Origin of the sequence: Ensifer adhaerens (assembly GCF_013283195.1) — a bacterium.
Taxonomy (GTDB): Bacteria; Pseudomonadota; Alphaproteobacteria; order Rhizobiales; family Rhizobiaceae; genus Ensifer; species Ensifer adhaerens_G.
On record NZ_JABEKT010000001.1, the window covers coordinates 2643758 to 2660526 of the forward strand.

General features: G+C 56.8%; 16 protein-coding genes. 12 read left to right on the top strand and 4 right to left on the bottom strand.

Annotated elements, in window-relative coordinates; genetic code table 11:
* Positions 1-140 precede the first annotated feature (140 nt).
* The gene (locus LPJGGPFB_RS12565; RefSeq protein WP_173420209.1) at positions 141-917 is read right to left on the bottom strand and encodes a hypothetical protein; all 777 of its coding nucleotides are present in this window, start codon (positions 915-917) and stop codon (positions 141-143) included.
* A gap of 183 nt (positions 918-1100) precedes the next feature.
* On the opposite strand from LPJGGPFB_RS12565, the gene LPJGGPFB_RS12570 reads away from it, so the two are divergent.
* Complete coding sequence (locus LPJGGPFB_RS12570; protein ID WP_173420210.1) at positions 1101-1592, top strand: hypothetical protein; 492 nt, start codon at positions 1101-1103, stop codon at positions 1590-1592.
* A 267-nt stretch (positions 1593-1859) separates the two neighbouring features.
* Here the strand turns inward: LPJGGPFB_RS12570 and LPJGGPFB_RS33450 are convergent, their stop codons facing one another.
* Positions 1860-1982: a hypothetical protein gene (locus LPJGGPFB_RS33450; RefSeq protein WP_282438038.1), complete on the bottom strand. Its 123-nt coding sequence runs from the start codon at positions 1980-1982 to the stop codon at positions 1860-1862.
* A gap of 287 nt (positions 1983-2269) precedes the next feature.
* Positions 2270-3163 carry a hypothetical protein gene (locus LPJGGPFB_RS12575; RefSeq protein ID WP_173420211.1) on the bottom strand — a complete coding sequence of 298 codons (894 nt, stop codon included), beginning with the start codon at positions 3161-3163 and terminating at the stop codon, positions 2270-2272.
* 739 nt (positions 3164-3902) lie between these two features.
* On the opposite strand from LPJGGPFB_RS12575, the gene LPJGGPFB_RS12580 reads away from it, so the two are divergent.
* From LPJGGPFB_RS12580 to LPJGGPFB_RS12590, 3 genes are read left to right on the top strand one after another with little or no spacing between them, the layout of a single operon-like run.
* Complete coding sequence (locus LPJGGPFB_RS12580; RefSeq protein WP_173420212.1) at positions 3903-5453, top strand: N-6 DNA methylase; 1551 nt, start codon at positions 3903-3905, stop codon at positions 5451-5453.
* Positions 5450-7669: a sensor histidine kinase gene (locus tag LPJGGPFB_RS12585; RefSeq protein ID WP_173420213.1), complete on the top strand. Its 2220-nt coding sequence runs from the start codon at positions 5450-5452 to the stop codon at positions 7667-7669. Before LPJGGPFB_RS12580 ends, LPJGGPFB_RS12585 begins: the two co-directional genes overlap by 4 nt.
* Positions 7662-8795 (top strand): hypothetical protein, encoded by a 1134-nt coding sequence (locus tag LPJGGPFB_RS12590; protein ID WP_173420214.1) that lies wholly within the window; start codon positions 7662-7664, stop codon positions 8793-8795. The genes LPJGGPFB_RS12585 and LPJGGPFB_RS12590 overlap by 8 nt, the downstream gene beginning before the upstream one ends.
* Positions 8796-9556: 761 nt before the next feature.
* Here the strand turns inward: LPJGGPFB_RS12590 and LPJGGPFB_RS12595 are convergent.
* Complete coding sequence (locus LPJGGPFB_RS12595) at positions 9557-11323, bottom strand: prenyltransferase/squalene oxidase repeat-containing protein (RefSeq protein ID WP_173420215.1); 1767 nt, start codon at positions 11321-11323, stop codon at positions 9557-9559.
* A 757-nt stretch (positions 11324-12080) separates the two neighbouring features.
* On the opposite strand from LPJGGPFB_RS12595, the gene LPJGGPFB_RS12600 reads away from it, so the two are divergent.
* The 8 genes from LPJGGPFB_RS12600 (at position 12081) to LPJGGPFB_RS12635 (ending at position 16741) form a co-directional block, all read left to right on the top strand.
* Positions 12081-12542 carry a DUF3828 domain-containing protein gene (locus tag LPJGGPFB_RS12600; protein WP_173420216.1) on the top strand — a complete coding sequence of 154 codons (462 nt, stop codon included), beginning with the start codon at positions 12081-12083 and terminating at the stop codon, positions 12540-12542.
* 146 nt (positions 12543-12688) lie between these two features.
* On the top strand, positions 12689-13072 hold the full coding sequence (locus tag LPJGGPFB_RS12605) for a hypothetical protein (protein WP_077503774.1): 384 nt from the start codon (positions 12689-12691) through the stop codon (positions 13070-13072).
* A 56-nt stretch (positions 13073-13128) separates the two neighbouring features.
* Positions 13129-13590 (top strand): GNAT family N-acetyltransferase, encoded by a 462-nt coding sequence (locus tag LPJGGPFB_RS12610; protein WP_173420217.1) that lies wholly within the window; start codon positions 13129-13131, stop codon positions 13588-13590.
* A 516-nt stretch (positions 13591-14106) separates the two neighbouring features.
* Positions 14107-14346 carry a hypothetical protein gene (locus LPJGGPFB_RS12615; protein WP_173420218.1) on the top strand — a complete coding sequence of 80 codons (240 nt, stop codon included), beginning with the start codon at positions 14107-14109 and terminating at the stop codon, positions 14344-14346.
* A gap of 156 nt (positions 14347-14502) precedes the next feature.
* Entirely contained in the window at positions 14503-14742 is a 240-nt protein-coding gene (locus LPJGGPFB_RS12620) for a DUF982 domain-containing protein (RefSeq protein ID WP_173420219.1), read from the top strand.
* 370 nt (positions 14743-15112) lie between these two features.
* Positions 15113-15316: a hypothetical protein gene (locus LPJGGPFB_RS12625; protein WP_210264383.1), complete on the top strand. Its 204-nt coding sequence runs from the start codon at positions 15113-15115 to the stop codon at positions 15314-15316.
* Positions 15317-15383: 67 nt separating this feature from the next.
* The gene (locus LPJGGPFB_RS12630; protein WP_173420220.1) at positions 15384-16070 is read left to right on the top strand and encodes a fumarylacetoacetate hydrolase family protein; all 687 of its coding nucleotides are present in this window, start codon (positions 15384-15386) and stop codon (positions 16068-16070) included.
* Between the two features lie 140 nt (positions 16071-16210).
* Positions 16211-16741, top strand: coding sequence for a gamma carbonic anhydrase family protein (locus LPJGGPFB_RS12635; protein ID WP_173420221.1), 531 nt, complete (start codon positions 16211-16213; stop codon positions 16739-16741).
* Positions 16742-16769: the final 28 nt, after the last annotated feature.

A 16769-nucleotide genomic window follows, 5' to 3' on the forward strand; every position in this document is an offset into this window, starting at 1 on the left:
GCAGTGGCAACGTATCACTCTGCTCGAAACGACGTGGCTGCGCGGAACAAACCCTGAATTGCACGGCTCAACCGTGCAAAATCCGTGCAGAATGTTCCGATTTGTTCTCATATCGCCCGCCATTCGCCGGCTTTAGTGCGCTACGGAAGGGTGTCCAATTCGGCGACCATCATCTCGCCTATCCGCACGACCGTCGCAAAGTCACAAATAATCTGTCCGTGAAATGCCACCGGCCAACCATCCCCATCTGCGCCGCCGTACGAGTGCATCATCATCGGTTGAAATGACCCGAGCTGAGACTGAGCACCCATGAATTCGTCAAAGGTGTCAAAATCTCCCGCTTTCAGAGCTGCATACGCCTGCTGCTCCAGTCGTTCATGATCATCCGCCTCAGTTTCATTGAGTGTTTTGGGAGGAATATAAAGCGGTATTCGATGCGCGAGCGCGTGACGATAATTCTCCAGGTAGCGGAACCAACCATCGGCGGCGACCAGGTGATCCTGCAGGGGTTGAGATAGGCTACCCCTTACCAACTTACATCCCGCGCCAAGCCCGATATGCTGCTGGGGGACTGCGCCGCCACCGGGCTTTGTCAATCCGTACTCTCGTACCCAAAGCCGGGCCAAATTGTCGAGAGAACCGTAAACGTTGATGACGAATGCCTGTAGGTAGATGGCAGCTTCATCGATGGAGCTACGCTGAGGCTCAGTTTCTTCAGGCGGTAAGAGGGTGTAAACTCCGTCGATGCAACGGCTCAGCGTTTGAAGGCGGCGCACAAGGCCTTGTGCCGCCAGGATCCTTGAACTCTCATGTCGATACTCCCGCATCAGCAGGCGCTCGGTCAGAGTCTTTCTGCGATCCAACCACTCTTTGTGGGCCTGAGCGATTTCTAGAAACTGATCTTCTGTGTACGTCATGCCACCTCCCGAGTATTTGCGGCGCTTGGTCGTCGATCTGGTGCCCCATGCCGAAGTAAGACAAGCTAGCCGGATCAGCGGCTTGGCTGGTCGTGAGACAACTATGCTGGTCGCCGTTTTATTATCTTTTCTCTCCTGCTTGTCCCACTTACAACTGCGCTGGAAGGGTTCTGGAGAGGTTTAATGTGGGAATACGTCAATGGCATCGGCTCAATCGTCGGCCTGATAACGGGGGCCTTCGTCATCTGGGAGAGATTTCTCCGCTACACTCCATCTGCGTTCCTGATTGCTCAACCGTACATCCCGGGCGGCGCACAGAAAGGCGCCTACCTCCGGATCATCAACCGCAGCGAGCGACCAATTATTGTTCGATGGCCGACGGGGATGAAGGATCATACGCTGAGCATCGCCCGAGATCATTCCACCAGGTCGATCATCAGGACGATCCTAGAAGGCGATTTGGCTACAGCGATCGACGGCTCCTCCGAGCATCTCTTCCCCGTCCACACTCCGAACAATTTTCCAGAGATACCAAACGATGGAACGATGTCGATCGAGGTATCGTGGCGGTTCGCACAACCGCTCATCTACAAGCACGACAGGACGCTTAAGGTGAGCATTTCCAAGGAGGCTTATCGCGTTCTCTTGGACCTGGAAGACGGCGATATGGATTGAAAAATGGTGCCCGGAGGCGGGCCACCTGAATTGCCTGAAATCAATGACTAGCCAAAAGGCTGGACACTCACCTGTCCAGCTTTTTCATTATGCTTTTTGAAAAAGTGTCCAGCCGCCCTACCCTGACTGCAGGGAGGATTCTACATGCCGAAGATATCAGCACCAAAATGCTCGACCCATCATCCTGACCGTGACCTCAACTGCCAGGTGGCTCTGGAGGAGGGAGACTTCCTCCTCCTTGCCGAACGCGGAGCGGCTGCCGGCTGGTCAAGCGATGAGGTCGCCGAGGCATTGATCGAGCTGGCGTGTAACAATTGGTTCGCGCTCGATGCCGAGCGTCGAATGTTCGAAGAGTGCGCCGGCGTCATCCTCCGGGGCCAGAAGCTTCATTAGCGCCTCCCCAAATCTTGGTGTTGACTCTCACCCCCCAATGAGAACATTTGTAGAACATAAGCATTGAAAAGGCCTACCAGATGAGTGACGAAGCCGGCGCGACCAAGAAGACGGAAAGCGGCCCGTTTGTGCATTTGTGCGAGCACCCAGGCTGCAAGGCATGGGGTTCATTCGGCTTCGCCAGCGGCCGTCTACCTTCAAGACTTGGCCGACTATCTCGACGTCCGTCGCGCCGCGGCATTGAAGGAGTTCCGACAGCTACATCGGTGAGGAATGAAGGCCATCTACGCGGCCGCCTGTGTCTTGGGGCTCTGCTCAGGTACTATGTTGTCGTAGAACGTGACCCCCAAAGTGATCGCAAGTGCTCTCAATGTTGGCGACAGCGGCCCTTCTGTAACGAGGACGGCATCTACTGCTTTGTCATCGTTACAAGCGGCAACTTCGGCGGCCATCACCGCCTTGTACTTCACGCATTGAAAGATGCCCCTGGTGAGATCTCCATCGCTAGAGATCGCCGATTTCACCTCAACGGCAAGCCAGCGGTCTTTGGAGGCGAATGAAACATCAAGGCAATCAGCAGATGCGATCTTGCGCTCCATCTCGGAAAACTTCGGGCTAGAAAAACCAAACAAACCGGAATTATTAAATACAAACTCTTTCAGTCGCTTGTGACCCGGCCCTTCCCCACCGCCTCGCCCACTGGATCTTGCAGCCGCAACCAGCCCAGAAAAATCATCTCCGACAGGGTGAAGCTGCAAGGCCTCGAGGACCTCCGGCCACCGCGGGAAGGCGTAGATCTGGTGGAGGACTGAATCCACGAGTTTCTGCTTCTGCCCCTTTGACAGCCTATTGAAAGCATCCTTCGAGCCTTTGATGAACCAGCCGATCCCTTCTCCGGGCAGACCCGTCCCCTTATTGAGCACCAGACATTGAATCGGAGGGATATCCGTTCCCCATTTTTTCGCTAACGCTGCGATGCTAGTGCCGACGCTACCCAACGGGTAGTTGAGATTTCTCGGATTCGGCATGTCGACCATGGGAGCCAAGTCAGAGTAATAGAGCGGATGCCTGGCCAGCGCCTGCCTAACCAGTAGCGGAAAGATCTGCTTTGCTTTCTCCTGGTAGGGCTTACCGCCATTAAGATGGGCTGCTGCATCACCCGTTTCACGCCGCGCCATTTGTGCCTCCGAATGCATCGATCTAAGCACACAATTTCACAACCAAGACGTGAATAAACCATTACTTAGGGTGGCATTGCAGACGCAGTAGATGGCGTAGGTTAACGCTTCTTGGGCGTGAGAAGGCACCGCAGCACGCGCTTGTAAGCGCACGACCTGCGTCAACCAAGCTGGAGCAACGCTGATGGTGACCAAGCGCAGGCTGTATCCGCCACGGGCCGGTAACCGCGACGCGATGACGTAGGGCAACTTCTCGACTGCGTTTCTGCTGTTCGCCCAACGTCGAAGACGTCTGCCAGCCACCGGACAAATTCCTACGCAAAGTAGGCCAAGGCGAAATCGCCATCCCCTCATCCGCGCCGAAACTTCACAGAAATGCCCAAAGGGGGGGTCTACCTGCAGGATCTGGCTGACTACCTGGACGTGCGCCGCGAGGCAGCGCTGAGAGAGCTTCATCAGCTGCTTCGGTAGCGCGTCTCCAGTTGACGAATACTTCGGGCGCGCACATCACCGCACGCGCTGTCGTCAGTCCCTAACGCCACGTTGCAGGCGCGTTAACGCGATGGTATTCAGAAGACCTTACGTTGCGCCGGAATCAGAAATCCACCAACTGGTTTCGGTGATAGCTAACTGGACGCGCCTATCGTCGTCTTGTCTCGTTGCCATTCACCTGTCGAGGCGACCACGTGAATTCAAATACGAAACGAACCTTTGAGTACAAGAGCACATGACGCCCCACATGGCTCGCAAACGACTTGGTCAATTCTACACCCCACAATCTGAAGCCGCCTCATTTGCCACCTGGGCTGTGCGAACCGGATCGGAACGCATTCTAGAGCCAAGTGTGGGTGACGGTGCGCTTCTGCGTGCAGCCTTGGCGCGCGCACAGGAATTAGATCATAGAGCCGCGCCGAGCGTGATTGCATGCGATATCAATGCTGAGACAATCAAATCCCTACGTCCACAATTTGGGCCGCGCATTGACCTGTTTCATTGCGATTTCTTCGAACTCGATCCGGCGAGCACCGACCCCGTCGATGTGGTGCTAGCCAATCCCCCTTTTACTCGAAATCATCAGCTCGCGGCCGATGCCCGATGTTCACTTAAGCATCGCTTTCCACAAAAAGGTGCCGCAGGCTTGTGGACATATTTTATGCTTCACGCGTGCCGGTTTCTGAAGCCTGGCGGACGAATGGCATTTGTGGTGCCTGCGTCCGCAACTTTCGCAAACTATGCGGATGCGCTCATTGAGACATTGAGCAACGAGTTTCGTGACTTGGCACTGTATGACTTACCTACGAAACCAGCATGGATAGGTAGAGCATCGGAGCGTGGCGCACTTCTCTTGGCTGATGGCTATCACGCTGGTGCGTCGAGCGGGTTGCGGCGTGGTCTCTGGTCATATGCTGGCTCACCTGCGGAAGGGCACATCTCTCCTCCACCGTCATTTAATAAACTACTCGATGCCGCGCGCCCATTATCTATGCTGGCAGAATTATCGATTGGATTTGTCACTGGCAGCAATCGTACGTTCCTTTTGAGCGACGCTGACATATTCGATTACGGGTTGCATCGAGACGATCTCGCCCGAGTTATCAGCCGTGCCCGCCACGCTAAATCAGTAAATGTGGAGATCTCAGACCTCGAAGAGCTTGGCCGTGCCGGCGAAAAGACGTGGCTGCTCAAGCCACGAGAGCTGGGACCGCGTGGCGGCGGCGTGCGCCGGCGCCTGGCGATGATCAGTTCGCGCGAAAGACGAAAAACCGTGTGGCTCAACAAGCGAGCACAATGGTGGAACGTTGAAACGGGCCCCGCAGCTGACGCTGTATTCACATACATGAACGACCTCGGCCCACACCTCTCATTGGTTCCAAGCGGCGTGACTTGTACAAACACACTCCATCGTGTGGTTTTTAAAGCCGAAACTCGGGAACCCGACAAAATCGCGGCCGTGCTGACGTTTATCTCAACATTTGGCCAATGGTTCGCTGAAGGGCTCGGAAGAGCATATGGCGGGGGCGTACTCAAGTTTGAACTGCAGGAAGCTCGCAAGTTTCCAATCCTCCCATCTTCGGGTTTTGCAAGCCCGGCAGCACTGATGGAGATCGACGCTGCACTGCGTCGTGGCGATGGCGAGCTAGCTCGAAACCTAGCCGACGAAGCGTTGATAGCACCCCTCTTAGGACCGTCTTGGCGCGGCGTCACGCGCGATATGAAACGCATCCTCGACGTTGCACGAGCGGCACGACGCAGAGGAGAAGGGCGGCACCAGCCGAAGATGAGACCATGACTGAAGAGCTGTACTTTCATGCTGATGCTGCGATCATCAACCGGCTTGGGCGCGAACTCGTTGCGAAGCAAGAGACAGCCCTGATCGAACTAATCAAGAATGCATATGACGCGGATGCCAACAAAGTCACGGTGTCTTTCTTCGGTCGCGAAGGCCCCTCAGCAGCACTCGAGATTCAAGATGATGGCGAAGGCATGAATCGCTCCGACATGCTTGATGGTTTCCTTCGGCTCGCATCTGACCTCAAAGTACAAAACCCTACTTCACCGAAGTATCGGCGAGCACGCGCTGGGCGGAAGGGCATCGGCCGCTTTTCGACGCAACGGCTCGGGGACCGCTTGACGCTCACCACCCAAACACGGGACGCTATGATAGGATTGCAACTGGTAGCCGATTGGACCCAGTTCAAACCCGGCAAGCAACTTGGAGACGTGGTCGTTACACTGACTGAAGTGCCGCTTAGCCGACAAGGCACAACATTGCGTATTGAAGGGCTTCATGACCAATGGACCCTTGCACAAATCCGTTCCTGTTGGAGAAGCGTCCTGGCGCTGCAACAGCCCTTTCCCGTCCGTCCGATCGAGGCAAGAAGTGATAGCAATATCAAATCGTTAGACCCAGGATTTGAAGTGCAGTTTCTCGATGGTGGGTCACTTTTCGACCATGCCACAGTCATTGCTGACATGCAAAGCGAGATACTGGCTCATCTTCCGGTGATTATCGAACTGCGTGTCGACGAAGATGGGTTCGCTAAGTGGCGCGTTTCCAAGAACGCGTTTGGTCCAAAGCGCGATTGGCGCCCTATCCATCACGACCATCGCCATGCCAGTGATCCACCGCCTTATTCGTCTTTGCGCAATGTTGCAATGAAAGCCTATCACGTAATATTGGACCCGAGCTTGCTACCCAGTTTAGTTTTCACGCGTGTACGCGACACGTTGGGGAAGGAAGGTGGCATTCGGCTGTATCGCAACGGCTTCCGCGTTCCCCCATATGGCGAACCGGGCAACGATTGGCTACGCCTCGACGAAAATTATAGTCGCCGAAATGTGTTGGCGCCCATTACAAACAAGAACTTCTTTGGAGTGATTGAGGTCCAAGATCCGGAAGGTTTGGTGTTCGAAGAACATACCTCTCGTGAAGGTTTGATTGAGACCCCAGCCTTCTCTGAGCTCAAAGATGTGACCTCAGCCTCCCTGATCACGGCAGCCACAGAGATTCAATCGGATAGAGGGCGAAAAACGCACACTAGTGCTCCGTCTCCACGTCCGGAAACAACCGCAGTTCTGTCCGAGGCACGAGCCGCCATGCGCGCAGCGCGAGAAGCCATCGAACGCACAACCGACAGCTCAAACAGCCCTGAAAAACAGCAGGCCATAATCAAGGCCGCTGATGCTGAGCGCATTATTGAAGCGGAAGAGAAGCGCATCGTCAGTGAGCGGGCACTCTTAGCGGATGAAGCAGCCATGCTGCGTTTGCTTTCATCGATCGGGATGACGACCGCGGAGTTCAGCCACGAAACTGGGATGGCATTCGAAGCGTTTCGCCTTGACCTCGAGAGAGTCTTTGAAACGGCGCTTGCTGCCCGGCCGGGAGACAGCAACTTTAGAGACCAAGCTGAACGTGCCAGTCAGGCGCTGATGCGACTCGATACTCTCACTGCATACCTTAACGCCACGGTTGCAAGCCGCGCAATGCGCGAGATCCATCCTGTCAGCTTGTCAAAAGCGGTGGAGGATTTTGCTAAGGGCATGACCACACACGCAGGATCTCAGTCAGCCACGATAGAAGTAGAAACGCCGGCGCTTGATGCTCTTTACACCAAACCGATGCACGAAGCCGAAGTAGCATCAATTCTGCTCAATCTGTACACTAATGCCCTAAAAGCGATGAAGCGGGCATCGGGCCCGCGCAGGATCCGTGTAGTAGCGGATCGAAGCGACGACAAGGACGCCGTTCGCCTACAATTCTGCGACACAGGCGATGGAGTTCCTGAAAATGTTCGAACTCGCATTTTCGATGCCTTCTTCACCACACAATCCGCTGCCGCAACTAGCGCACCCGATGTTGAACTGGCCAAAGGCACAGGACTTGGCCTTTGGATTGTTGACCAGATTGTGAAGAATGCGGGCGGCGAGATCTCGGTAAGCGACGCACCTCCCGGATACTCAACTTGTTTTGAGCTTCGAATTCCCACTGAGGTCCCTAATGACTGACCCGACACATATCGATCTATCCGGTAGCTGGTTGTTCGTCGATGACGATCCGAATTCTGCTAAATCGTATGCAGCACGGTTAAGTGAAGGCGCGAACGCTATAGCATTGACCGTACTTCCTCCCTCACAAGGACGAGTCGCTCTTCTCACAGGAAACTCGACTCCACTTGGCGTCCTAATGGACGTTGATTTGACTGGGGAACCAGGCGAGCATGGGACTGGCTTAGGAATCGCCCAGGACATTCGGGCGCGGCAAAAAGCACGTAAAATAAATGAGTTTCCGATCATTCGGTTCGCTAACATCGAACCCGTTAAGATCAATATTGGCGGGGATCCATCAAGCGACGATCTGTTCGATGACAAGATGGACAAAGGGGCAGTCGGTCGAAACACGGGGATCGTTCAACGGCGTCTCATTGGCGTCGCTGCTATCTACGATCACTTAAAATCCATGGGCAACAATCCCGCTGATTCAGAGATTTCAAACCTATTTTCACTCGACGAGCCACATTTATCCGAGTGGACGCATCCGGGCCTGATGTCGCGACTAACTGACGGGATGCGTCAGGCGATCCACGTCGCGGCGGGTGCCTATTTGCGTTCCTTTTTGATGCCAACTGGTTTGCTTATGGATCGCAAACTTCTCCTAATGCGAATGGGCACAACTCAAGAGAGCGGAGAAAAGAGTTGGGATGTAATCTCAAAGTTTGCCGACTCGTTTAAGTTTCGGGGTCTGGGCTCTGAGCACTATGAACGCTGGTGGGCCAGAGGGCTCGAAGAGGCATGGGATGAACTGGAGTTTGCAGAGGCACCCATCGCAATGACCTCAGCTACGGATAGAACATCTGCCTTTGCCAACGTGTTCGATATTGAATTGGAGCCACTGCAGCTGGGCGATAGGAGCCCTGGGACGAGGCCTTGGCGTTGGTGCACATTGAGGCAGGAAGAAGATCCTCCATCATACGTACCAGTCGACCCGCGCTTTGGGGTCAAGATTTCGCCTCGTGTGGACGTGGCTCCGTGGATTGAGCCCGCGATGGCTTCAATCGGAGCTGCAGTCCGCAAAGAGCAAGATGCACGACTTAATCGGACAGACATTGAACGTTTGGTCTCGGAATTGTCATAACCATGCACCAGAATGTTGCCGAAGATCTGATCACACTTGAGAACATTCTACGGCGCGTGCCAGCCACTATAGCCACGGCGGACGCGATTTCTACCGTTGCGGGGTCAATTCGTCGCGCAGCGCGGACGATGCAGCGAATAGTGGGTCAAGTCCCACTTCCGTTACCGCGCCGCCAAGGCATTCGCCCGTCGCAAGCCATTATGGACTCCGCAACGATGAGATTCTCGTTTGCTGGCCCCCCACCTGATGGCAAAATCGAAGATGTCGAAACGGAGATACAAGTTTGTATTAGGGGTCGACTTCAGTTGGCAATTGGCTCAGTCGCGCTCGAAGACCACTGGCGAATTGACACTCACGCAGACCACAAATACTCCAGCCAGGCAAAAGAGGGGCATCCGCAGTTTCATTTTCAGCGAGGCGGTCATGCCCAGGATGATTTTAGCTCCGGTCCTGGTTTCGTGCCTGGGCCTGCTCTGAAGGCTGCTGACGAGGGCTGGCGCGGTCTCATGCAGTACCCGGGGCCAAGGGTTGCGATCGTACCCATGTGTCCAACCGCGGCAATAGACTATGTACTCTCACAACATGACGGGCGATTGTGGCGCCGCCTCAAGAGTGATCCGGACTATTCAAACTTGATCAATCAGTGCCAGAACAGAATGTGGAGCATGTATTCGCAGGCCCTCCTTGACGCCAACCGCCGGGAGAAAATTCTAGGCTACTCGTAGGCGAAGAAGAGCGTTGCGAACGCCCAAACTTACCCGCTACTGCAACAAGTCTAGCTTCAAAAGCGACTTGCTGTATTCGTTGATAAATGCCCGACTATGTCGTATCCCATCCATCAACTCAGCTTCGCTAATCTCAAAAGCTCTGTGAATGATCCCATCTCGCCTACCGATCAGCGAGCTAAGTTTGTCCCTCCTAAAGAGCGTTCGCGGTGGTGCAATCACACCAATCCGAACTAGAGCATCCTGGAGCACCCGCAGGGCTTCACGTGGGCCCAGTGTTTCTTGTCCGTTTTCCTTAAATGCAGACAGGCCTAGGTCGTCGCGCCGCTCGAACAATCCGTAGAGGAACATTTCGACGGCATGCACCGTCGAGATAGCAGCCAGTCGGCGATTATTCGCACCGCCTTCAATGCGCAGTTCCTCGGCCTTACGGAAAAAATCACGCGCCATAAGGAGAAAGCCGTCAACTTGAGACAGCATCTCGCTTTGTCGGGCAAGGTAATCCAGGACAACACTCGTTGTGAAATCAGGCGTCCAGTCTTGCGACTCCCAATGACCGTCATCAGTCTGCATAGACATGAGCCAACCGTCGCCGGCGTCAAGTACGTGGGGCAAATCAGCAAGTAGATCTGATCGCCTCAGCGCCTCCATCGCAAGCGTCGTCGCTATCAAGTCTGGAGTTCCGTATTCACAAAACCTGGGCAATGCCCCGTTTGACAACCCCTGAGTGGCTAACCACTGGCATGCTTTCTTGATTGCATCGTGATATCGATCATCGCCTAGCCGCTGGAGACTAACGACAGCCAGCGCGGTCCCCCGAATGGTTGTCAATGTTTGGTCGTCATGCTCATCGGCCCACCACCCTCCGATTGTCTGCAAGCTCAGTAGCCGGTCCATGAGCATCGCAATTTCTCGTCGCAACCTCCCGACTAACGCCGGGCTTCTCGCAGATCGCCACAACACGAAGCCAATTTTTTCGATGAGCAGTACCTGATCGGCATCGGCGCCGCCAAGCGCAATCATGTGCGACGCACATTGCCGAACGGCCGCCTCCAGTTGGTGGCCCTCCGTGGGGCTACCATAAACATCCAAAAACCACGCCAAAGAAAAGCACCAAGTATCTGGCAGCTCTTCATCTTGGAGCTCTCTGGCCATAACAGCGAGCAGCGCGTTGCGACCTTCCGATGTCTTAGGCTCAACCCCAATAATCGGGTAGTGTTCTGGCGTCGCGGTTCTGGCGAGGCGACTGGGTATCAACGCAAGGGCCTTCTCGAGCGATTGCGGAAACTGCTCAAGCTCAAGACGGAGAGCGCGCACTTCAGCTTGCTGCTTATCGCGGATCGCTGCGGTGTAGTCCCCAGCAACGATCTTGACGGTGCGCCTCACCGGCTCCGAGCGTGCGAGGTCGAGCAACTGGGCCGGGAGTGACGCCGCTTTAATCGCCCAATGCGTCCGATGCTGTTCGAAAGGAGCAATTCCCAACTCGGATGAAAATCTCAGCACATCAGATCGATCAAGATACGAACGATCCGCGTCGAGCAAAAACTCAAAATCTAGTTCACGCCCAACCCGTGTAATGTTGTGCACACGTCCGTGGCGGACCGTTCTGACATGCTGCCCATTAGCGCCGACTTCATACATTAGCAAAGTTGGGATTTGCTCAAGTATCGCCAGCGTTTCGGGTCTGTCCAAGTCGACTTGAGCGGCAATTGGATCGCTGTGCTCTTTGAAGCGGTCAACTCCGATAGAAAACCGTGAGGTCTCCCACCATGTGGGACTGCCAGCTACCAGCAAGTTGAACATGCGAACTCCACCACTCGACTTATGCGTGAACTGCGTTACGCCTGAGGCGATCCAGCTCCTACAGCCCAAAAATGAATAGAGTATCAAAGATGCGCGCGCGATGCGGAACTGGTGAAATGGCTGACGGAAACCGGCGGCGGGCAGCCGACTTACTGCCGTCTAATGCCTAAATCCACTCAACATTTGCTACGATTTTGCTACATGGATCAGGCTGGCATTGATTTTGCTTGCTTATATAGAGCAATCCGTCCAATCCACCATGGGGGCCACGGCGAAGACCGGAGTGTTGAAATAGCGGCTGTTGCGCGACGTTTCGGCCATATCAGGCAAGTCTCTCATAAACGATCGGTGCGCGGCGAGCGCGCGACTTCGACCTTCGTGCGGCAGTCCCTTTCAGATAGGTGCAAGGCGGCCGGTTTTGTAGCAATCCAGGAGGACGACATTGAAACGAATGCGCCAAACTGGCGTCGGATCCGGCATCGCCCGGGAGCCCCATAGCACGAGATGGCCGCACTGGCCACCCGGAGCCGGCGGCCGACAGCACCCGGAACGCCGGCAACCGCAAACGTCCTTGTGCTGATTGGAGACCATCCTTCGATCGCCACCGAGAAGCGACGTCGGCGAACGGTAACCGCGCTGCAACCATCTGCCCCTGCCCCAACCTTTTCTTTCGATCACGGCAACACCAAAATTGGCGCAGTTGCGCAGCGCCATTCCTTGATAAGAAAGGCTCCTGGATTCGATGAAGGGCCTTTCCATGCCAAGATTCATAGTCGTTGCGGCACTCAGCCTTGCCGCCGTGAGCGCCTCAACTGCCGTCGCCCAGCCTTTTGAAACGCCGGCGGCGTTGATCGAGGCGCTCTATGCACCCTATCTCGGCAATGGCGACACATCCGAGCGCGACGCGTTTTTCTCCGACGAGCTTACCGGGCTTTATGCGGACGACGCACAGAAGAACCAGGGCGAGGTCGGTGCCATCGGCTTCGACCCCGTCATCAACGGTCAGGACTGGGACATCGCCGACCTGCATGTAGGCAAGGCAGAAATCAGCGGCCAGGCCGCTGTTGTCACCGTCCGCTTCGAAAACTTCTCCACCCCCATGACCCTGCGATACAGCCTGATCGATGAAGGCGGCAACTGGCAGGTCGACGACATCGAAAGCATCGAGGGCGACACCCGATGGAGATTGAGCGAGATTTTCGCCAACGCGCAGGACTGAAACCACGCAGCGCGGAGGCGAATTCGCGCTCGGCCAGGTCGCGCAGAAAGATGGACGCAACTATCATCGGCTTGACAGGCAGTGTCACAGGCGATTAGGGCAGCGTCCCTGTATCGATACAGACGCCAGGAACAAGGGAAGACGGCATGAAACGTGCGATCGTGGCACTCCTCACTCTCCAGCTCGCAGCTTGCCAGTCGATGGCGCTTGAAGACCAGGAGATCGCAACGCCGAAGCCCCCATCCGTGCCGACGCTTTCCGGCGCCGATCTTCAGGCCCTCATCGTCGGCAAGTCGTTGCGCTACACGATCAACGGCGTTGTCTCTTCCTACTTTGCCGACGGCCGATATGGCTACCGCGACTACGAAGTACGCGACGGCGGAACCTACACGATCGCCGGCGACGAGGTCTGCATCACGTTCGAGGATGGCGGCCGACGCTGCGACCAGTTCGCCCGGATTGGTCCTGATTACGTCAGGATCGAAGAAGGCGGCCGCCAGACCAAGGTGGCAGGTGTCGGGCCGGCCTGAACCGGCAACAGCCTCGTGGGCGCGAACAATCCGACAGCAATTGCCGGGGGCCAGCCTTGAGCGCGCATGAAATCCGCCCGGCCCGGCCGGACGAACGTCTGGCGCTGATCGAGATTCAGCGGCGCGCCTCGCTCACGCATGAAGCCTATCGCGCGCTTCTTCTTCAAAATCCCGATGCCATCGATCTTCCGATCGAGCACATCTCCCAGGGCGGCACGCTGGTCGCGACCGTCGAAGCAATCCTTGCAGGCTTTGCGGTCGTCATCACCCACCCGGATGGCACCGTCGAGCTCGACGGCCTGTTCGTCGAACCCCGATGGTCACGCATGGGGATCGGCCGCCACCTCGTTCGCGAAGCCTGCAGCAAAGCACGCCAATGGGGTGCTGAGACGCTGATCGTCGTCGCGTCGCCCGAAACCCAAGGCTTTTACGCCGGCTGCGGCTTTGTCGTCGTCGGCGAAGCGAACACACGCTTCGGCACGGCCGTCACCATGCGTCGGCACACCGCCGAAGAATAAGGGCGTCCGGCACGGGTGCCGCTCGCACCGTCAGCCATTGGGCTCGTCCGGCGACAGGCCGTTTCTTCCAGGCTCCACTTCCTAACAATTTATTAAGAAGAATCGCCGATCGTCCCAAAATGGCATGATTGTCATCGGAGCGAAAACATGAGCTACGATTGGAGTGGCGCAAGACGGCGCCGAACATTAGCGGTCACGGTCAGTGTCGCTCTTATGCTGGCCGCACTGGCGGCAACCATAGCGGTATCCGTTGCGGGAACGATCTTCTAGCCGCGCAATGCGATCCTGACGGGCGCGGAGGTCACCTCCGGGCAACGGCTGCTCGGCAAATGATCTGCGTTGTCGGCGGTCTGACCGACGCGAGCGACACGTCCTCTTCTGCCTCCCAGTACGTGGACTGCGGCGAACTCCGTCAGATCCACCTCGAGAACCCCTGATTCCCGAGGGGTTCAATTATCAGGGGTTGTGGCATAGTTCGCTGGGCACTGCGGCTTTAGTGCCCTGGGGGAGTAAGACGTGAACCCTTTGCGCTCGACACAATGTATCGCGCTGTCGCAGCCTGATATCGACACGCTGCAGCGGGTCTTCGATGACATCTGCGCCGAACATTGCTGGCCGCGCGACAGCGCCCGCGCCCGCCGGCATGCACGCATGCTGATCGACGAATATCTGGCGGGTACGACAAACGAGCAATTGCTGCTCGTCGTCGGCCGCTGGTTCGCCTCCCGCCTCGCGGAGACATCGACCCCGGCTTAGAGGTTGCATGGCGGCGAAACGCACCCGGAAAGGCTGCTTACAAAAGCGTTATCCTGCGCTACATTAGAGCGATTGACTGTTTGCCGCGTGGGAGGAGCCCTGCCGCAAGCCGTCCCGATGCCGACATTCATTGAGATGATCTCGAGGAGGAGACGCATGTATCAAATCATCTGGAACCAGCCGATCGAACTCGACCTCGTGACGGGCGATGTCCGCACCGTCAAGGGCCCTTCTGACGCGCTTGCCTGCCTTGCCGACCATTGGCCGCGCCGCGGACCGAGCTACGTCGCCGCCCGCAGCGCCTGCCGCGCCGCCATCGACGGCCGTCGGACTGTCGAGGAAGCGCGATCGCTGTTTATTTCGGCCGCGCGAGAAGCTGAATTGAAAGCGCACTGAGAGGCGTTTTCCGCTTGCCTTGAGTGCCCTGCACTCACCCTTTGTCGTTGGCATGCGAAGAGCATGCGGGATAACGATTTGTTTGGCGCCTGACGCCGTTTCTGAGAAATGACACGTGGCGGCGCGACCGCGCCCCGGAACCGAGCCTGCGCATGGGATGAGGTGATTGCGGTTGCGTGCCGATTTGGCGCACCATCTTCAAAACGCACACAAATATCCCGGAAATGGCCCGATTTCTGTCGTGAAGCGTTCATTTCTCTCCGGTATATCATGAGGTGCCTCACAAAAACCAATTTCGAAGCGCCTCAGTCCCATTCAAGGGAAAAGCATAATGTCCCGGCAAAGGGACAACGAAAACGGGAGAGATATCATGACTGAACAGAATCTCTATCGCATCGTTGAAGTCACGGTAACACGCGGCGGTGACCGTCGCGATGTTGGCATCATGACCGTGCGCCAGGCCCTGGAACTGCAAGTCCCGAGCCTTGAATACAGCCATCCGGAGCTGAATTCTCGCTCCGACGGCCGGTTTCTCACACGCGACCAATTGCAAGCTTACGCCGGCTGCGCCTGAGATAAACCCTTGCAGCACCCGGAGAGGGTGCTAACGTCCGGCTGGGATTCTAAACAGCCGGACAATCATGCAAACAGTCATTCCACTTTCGCCACCCGTCCTGTTGCCGATCACCGGCAGCCTCGTGGGTTTTCCGGTGCGCCGGGTCTATTGCGTCGGTCGCAACTATGCGGCCCACGCGATCGAGATGGGGCACGACCCGGATCGCGAGCCGCCGTTCTTCTTCCAGAAAAACCCGGACAATCTGCTGGTGGCTGACAAAGCCTTCCCCTACCCGCAGCGCACGAGCGATGTGCACCATGAGGTCGAACTGGTTGTCGCCCTGAAAAGCGGTGGTGCCGACATCCCGGTCGAACAGGCGCTCGACTGCGTCTATGGCTATGGCGTCGGCATCGACTTTACCCGCCGCGACCTGCAGGCGGAGGCCAAGAAGGCCGGCAAGCCCTGGGCCGCGGCGAAGGCCTTCGAGCATTCTGCGCCGGTTTCGGAAATCGTACCGGTCGAGGCGATCGGCCACCCCGCCAACGGCAATATCTGGCTGAAGGTCAATGGCGAACTGCGCCAGCAGGGCGACCTCGACCAGATGATCTGGAAGATACCCGAGGTCATCTCGGAGCTTTCGCGGCTCTTCACGCTGGCGCCTGGCGACATCATCATGACCGGGACACCGTCGGGTGTCGGTCCTGTGGTGCGCGGCGACACGATAACCTGTGGGGTCGATGGCGTGGCCGCCCTCGCCGTCACCGTTCGCTAGGATCAGGGCGCTTCCGCAACCGTACTGGTCGGTGCGCGGAAGCGCTCGTTCGTTTCATGCCGTAACCACTTTGAGCATTTCCTGACGGAAAACCGCTACGCACTTTTCCTGGAAATGCTCCCGACCGCAAGGATCACGCGATGCCGCTCTATGCCCTTGGACCGCTGCGCCCGCAAACGCCTGCCCAGGGCAGCTACTGGGTGGCGCCGGATGCCAACATCATCGGCCAGGTGGAAATTGGCGAGGATGTCGGGATCTGGTTCGGCGCGACGCTACGCGCCGACAACGAGCCGATCCGACTCGGCGCCGGCACCAATATCCAGGAAAACACCGTGATCCATGTCGACCCTGGCTTTCCCGTGACGATCGGCGAAGGCTGCACCATCGGCCACGGCGCGATCATCCACGGCTGCACCATTGGCGACAATTCGTTGATCGGCATGGGCGCGACGGTGCTGAACGGCGCCAAGATCGGCCGCAACTGCCTGGTCGGCGCCAATGCGCTGGTCACCGAAGGCAAGGAGTTTCCGGACAATTCGCTGATCGTCGGATCACCGGCCAAGGCGATCCGCGTGCTGGACGATGAGACAGTCGAGGGGCTGAAGCGCTCGGCGAGCCACTACGTCAAGAACTGGCAACGCTACGCGATGCAGCTGACCAGGCTCGACTGAACGCTACGCTGGAAACAGCGATGCACGC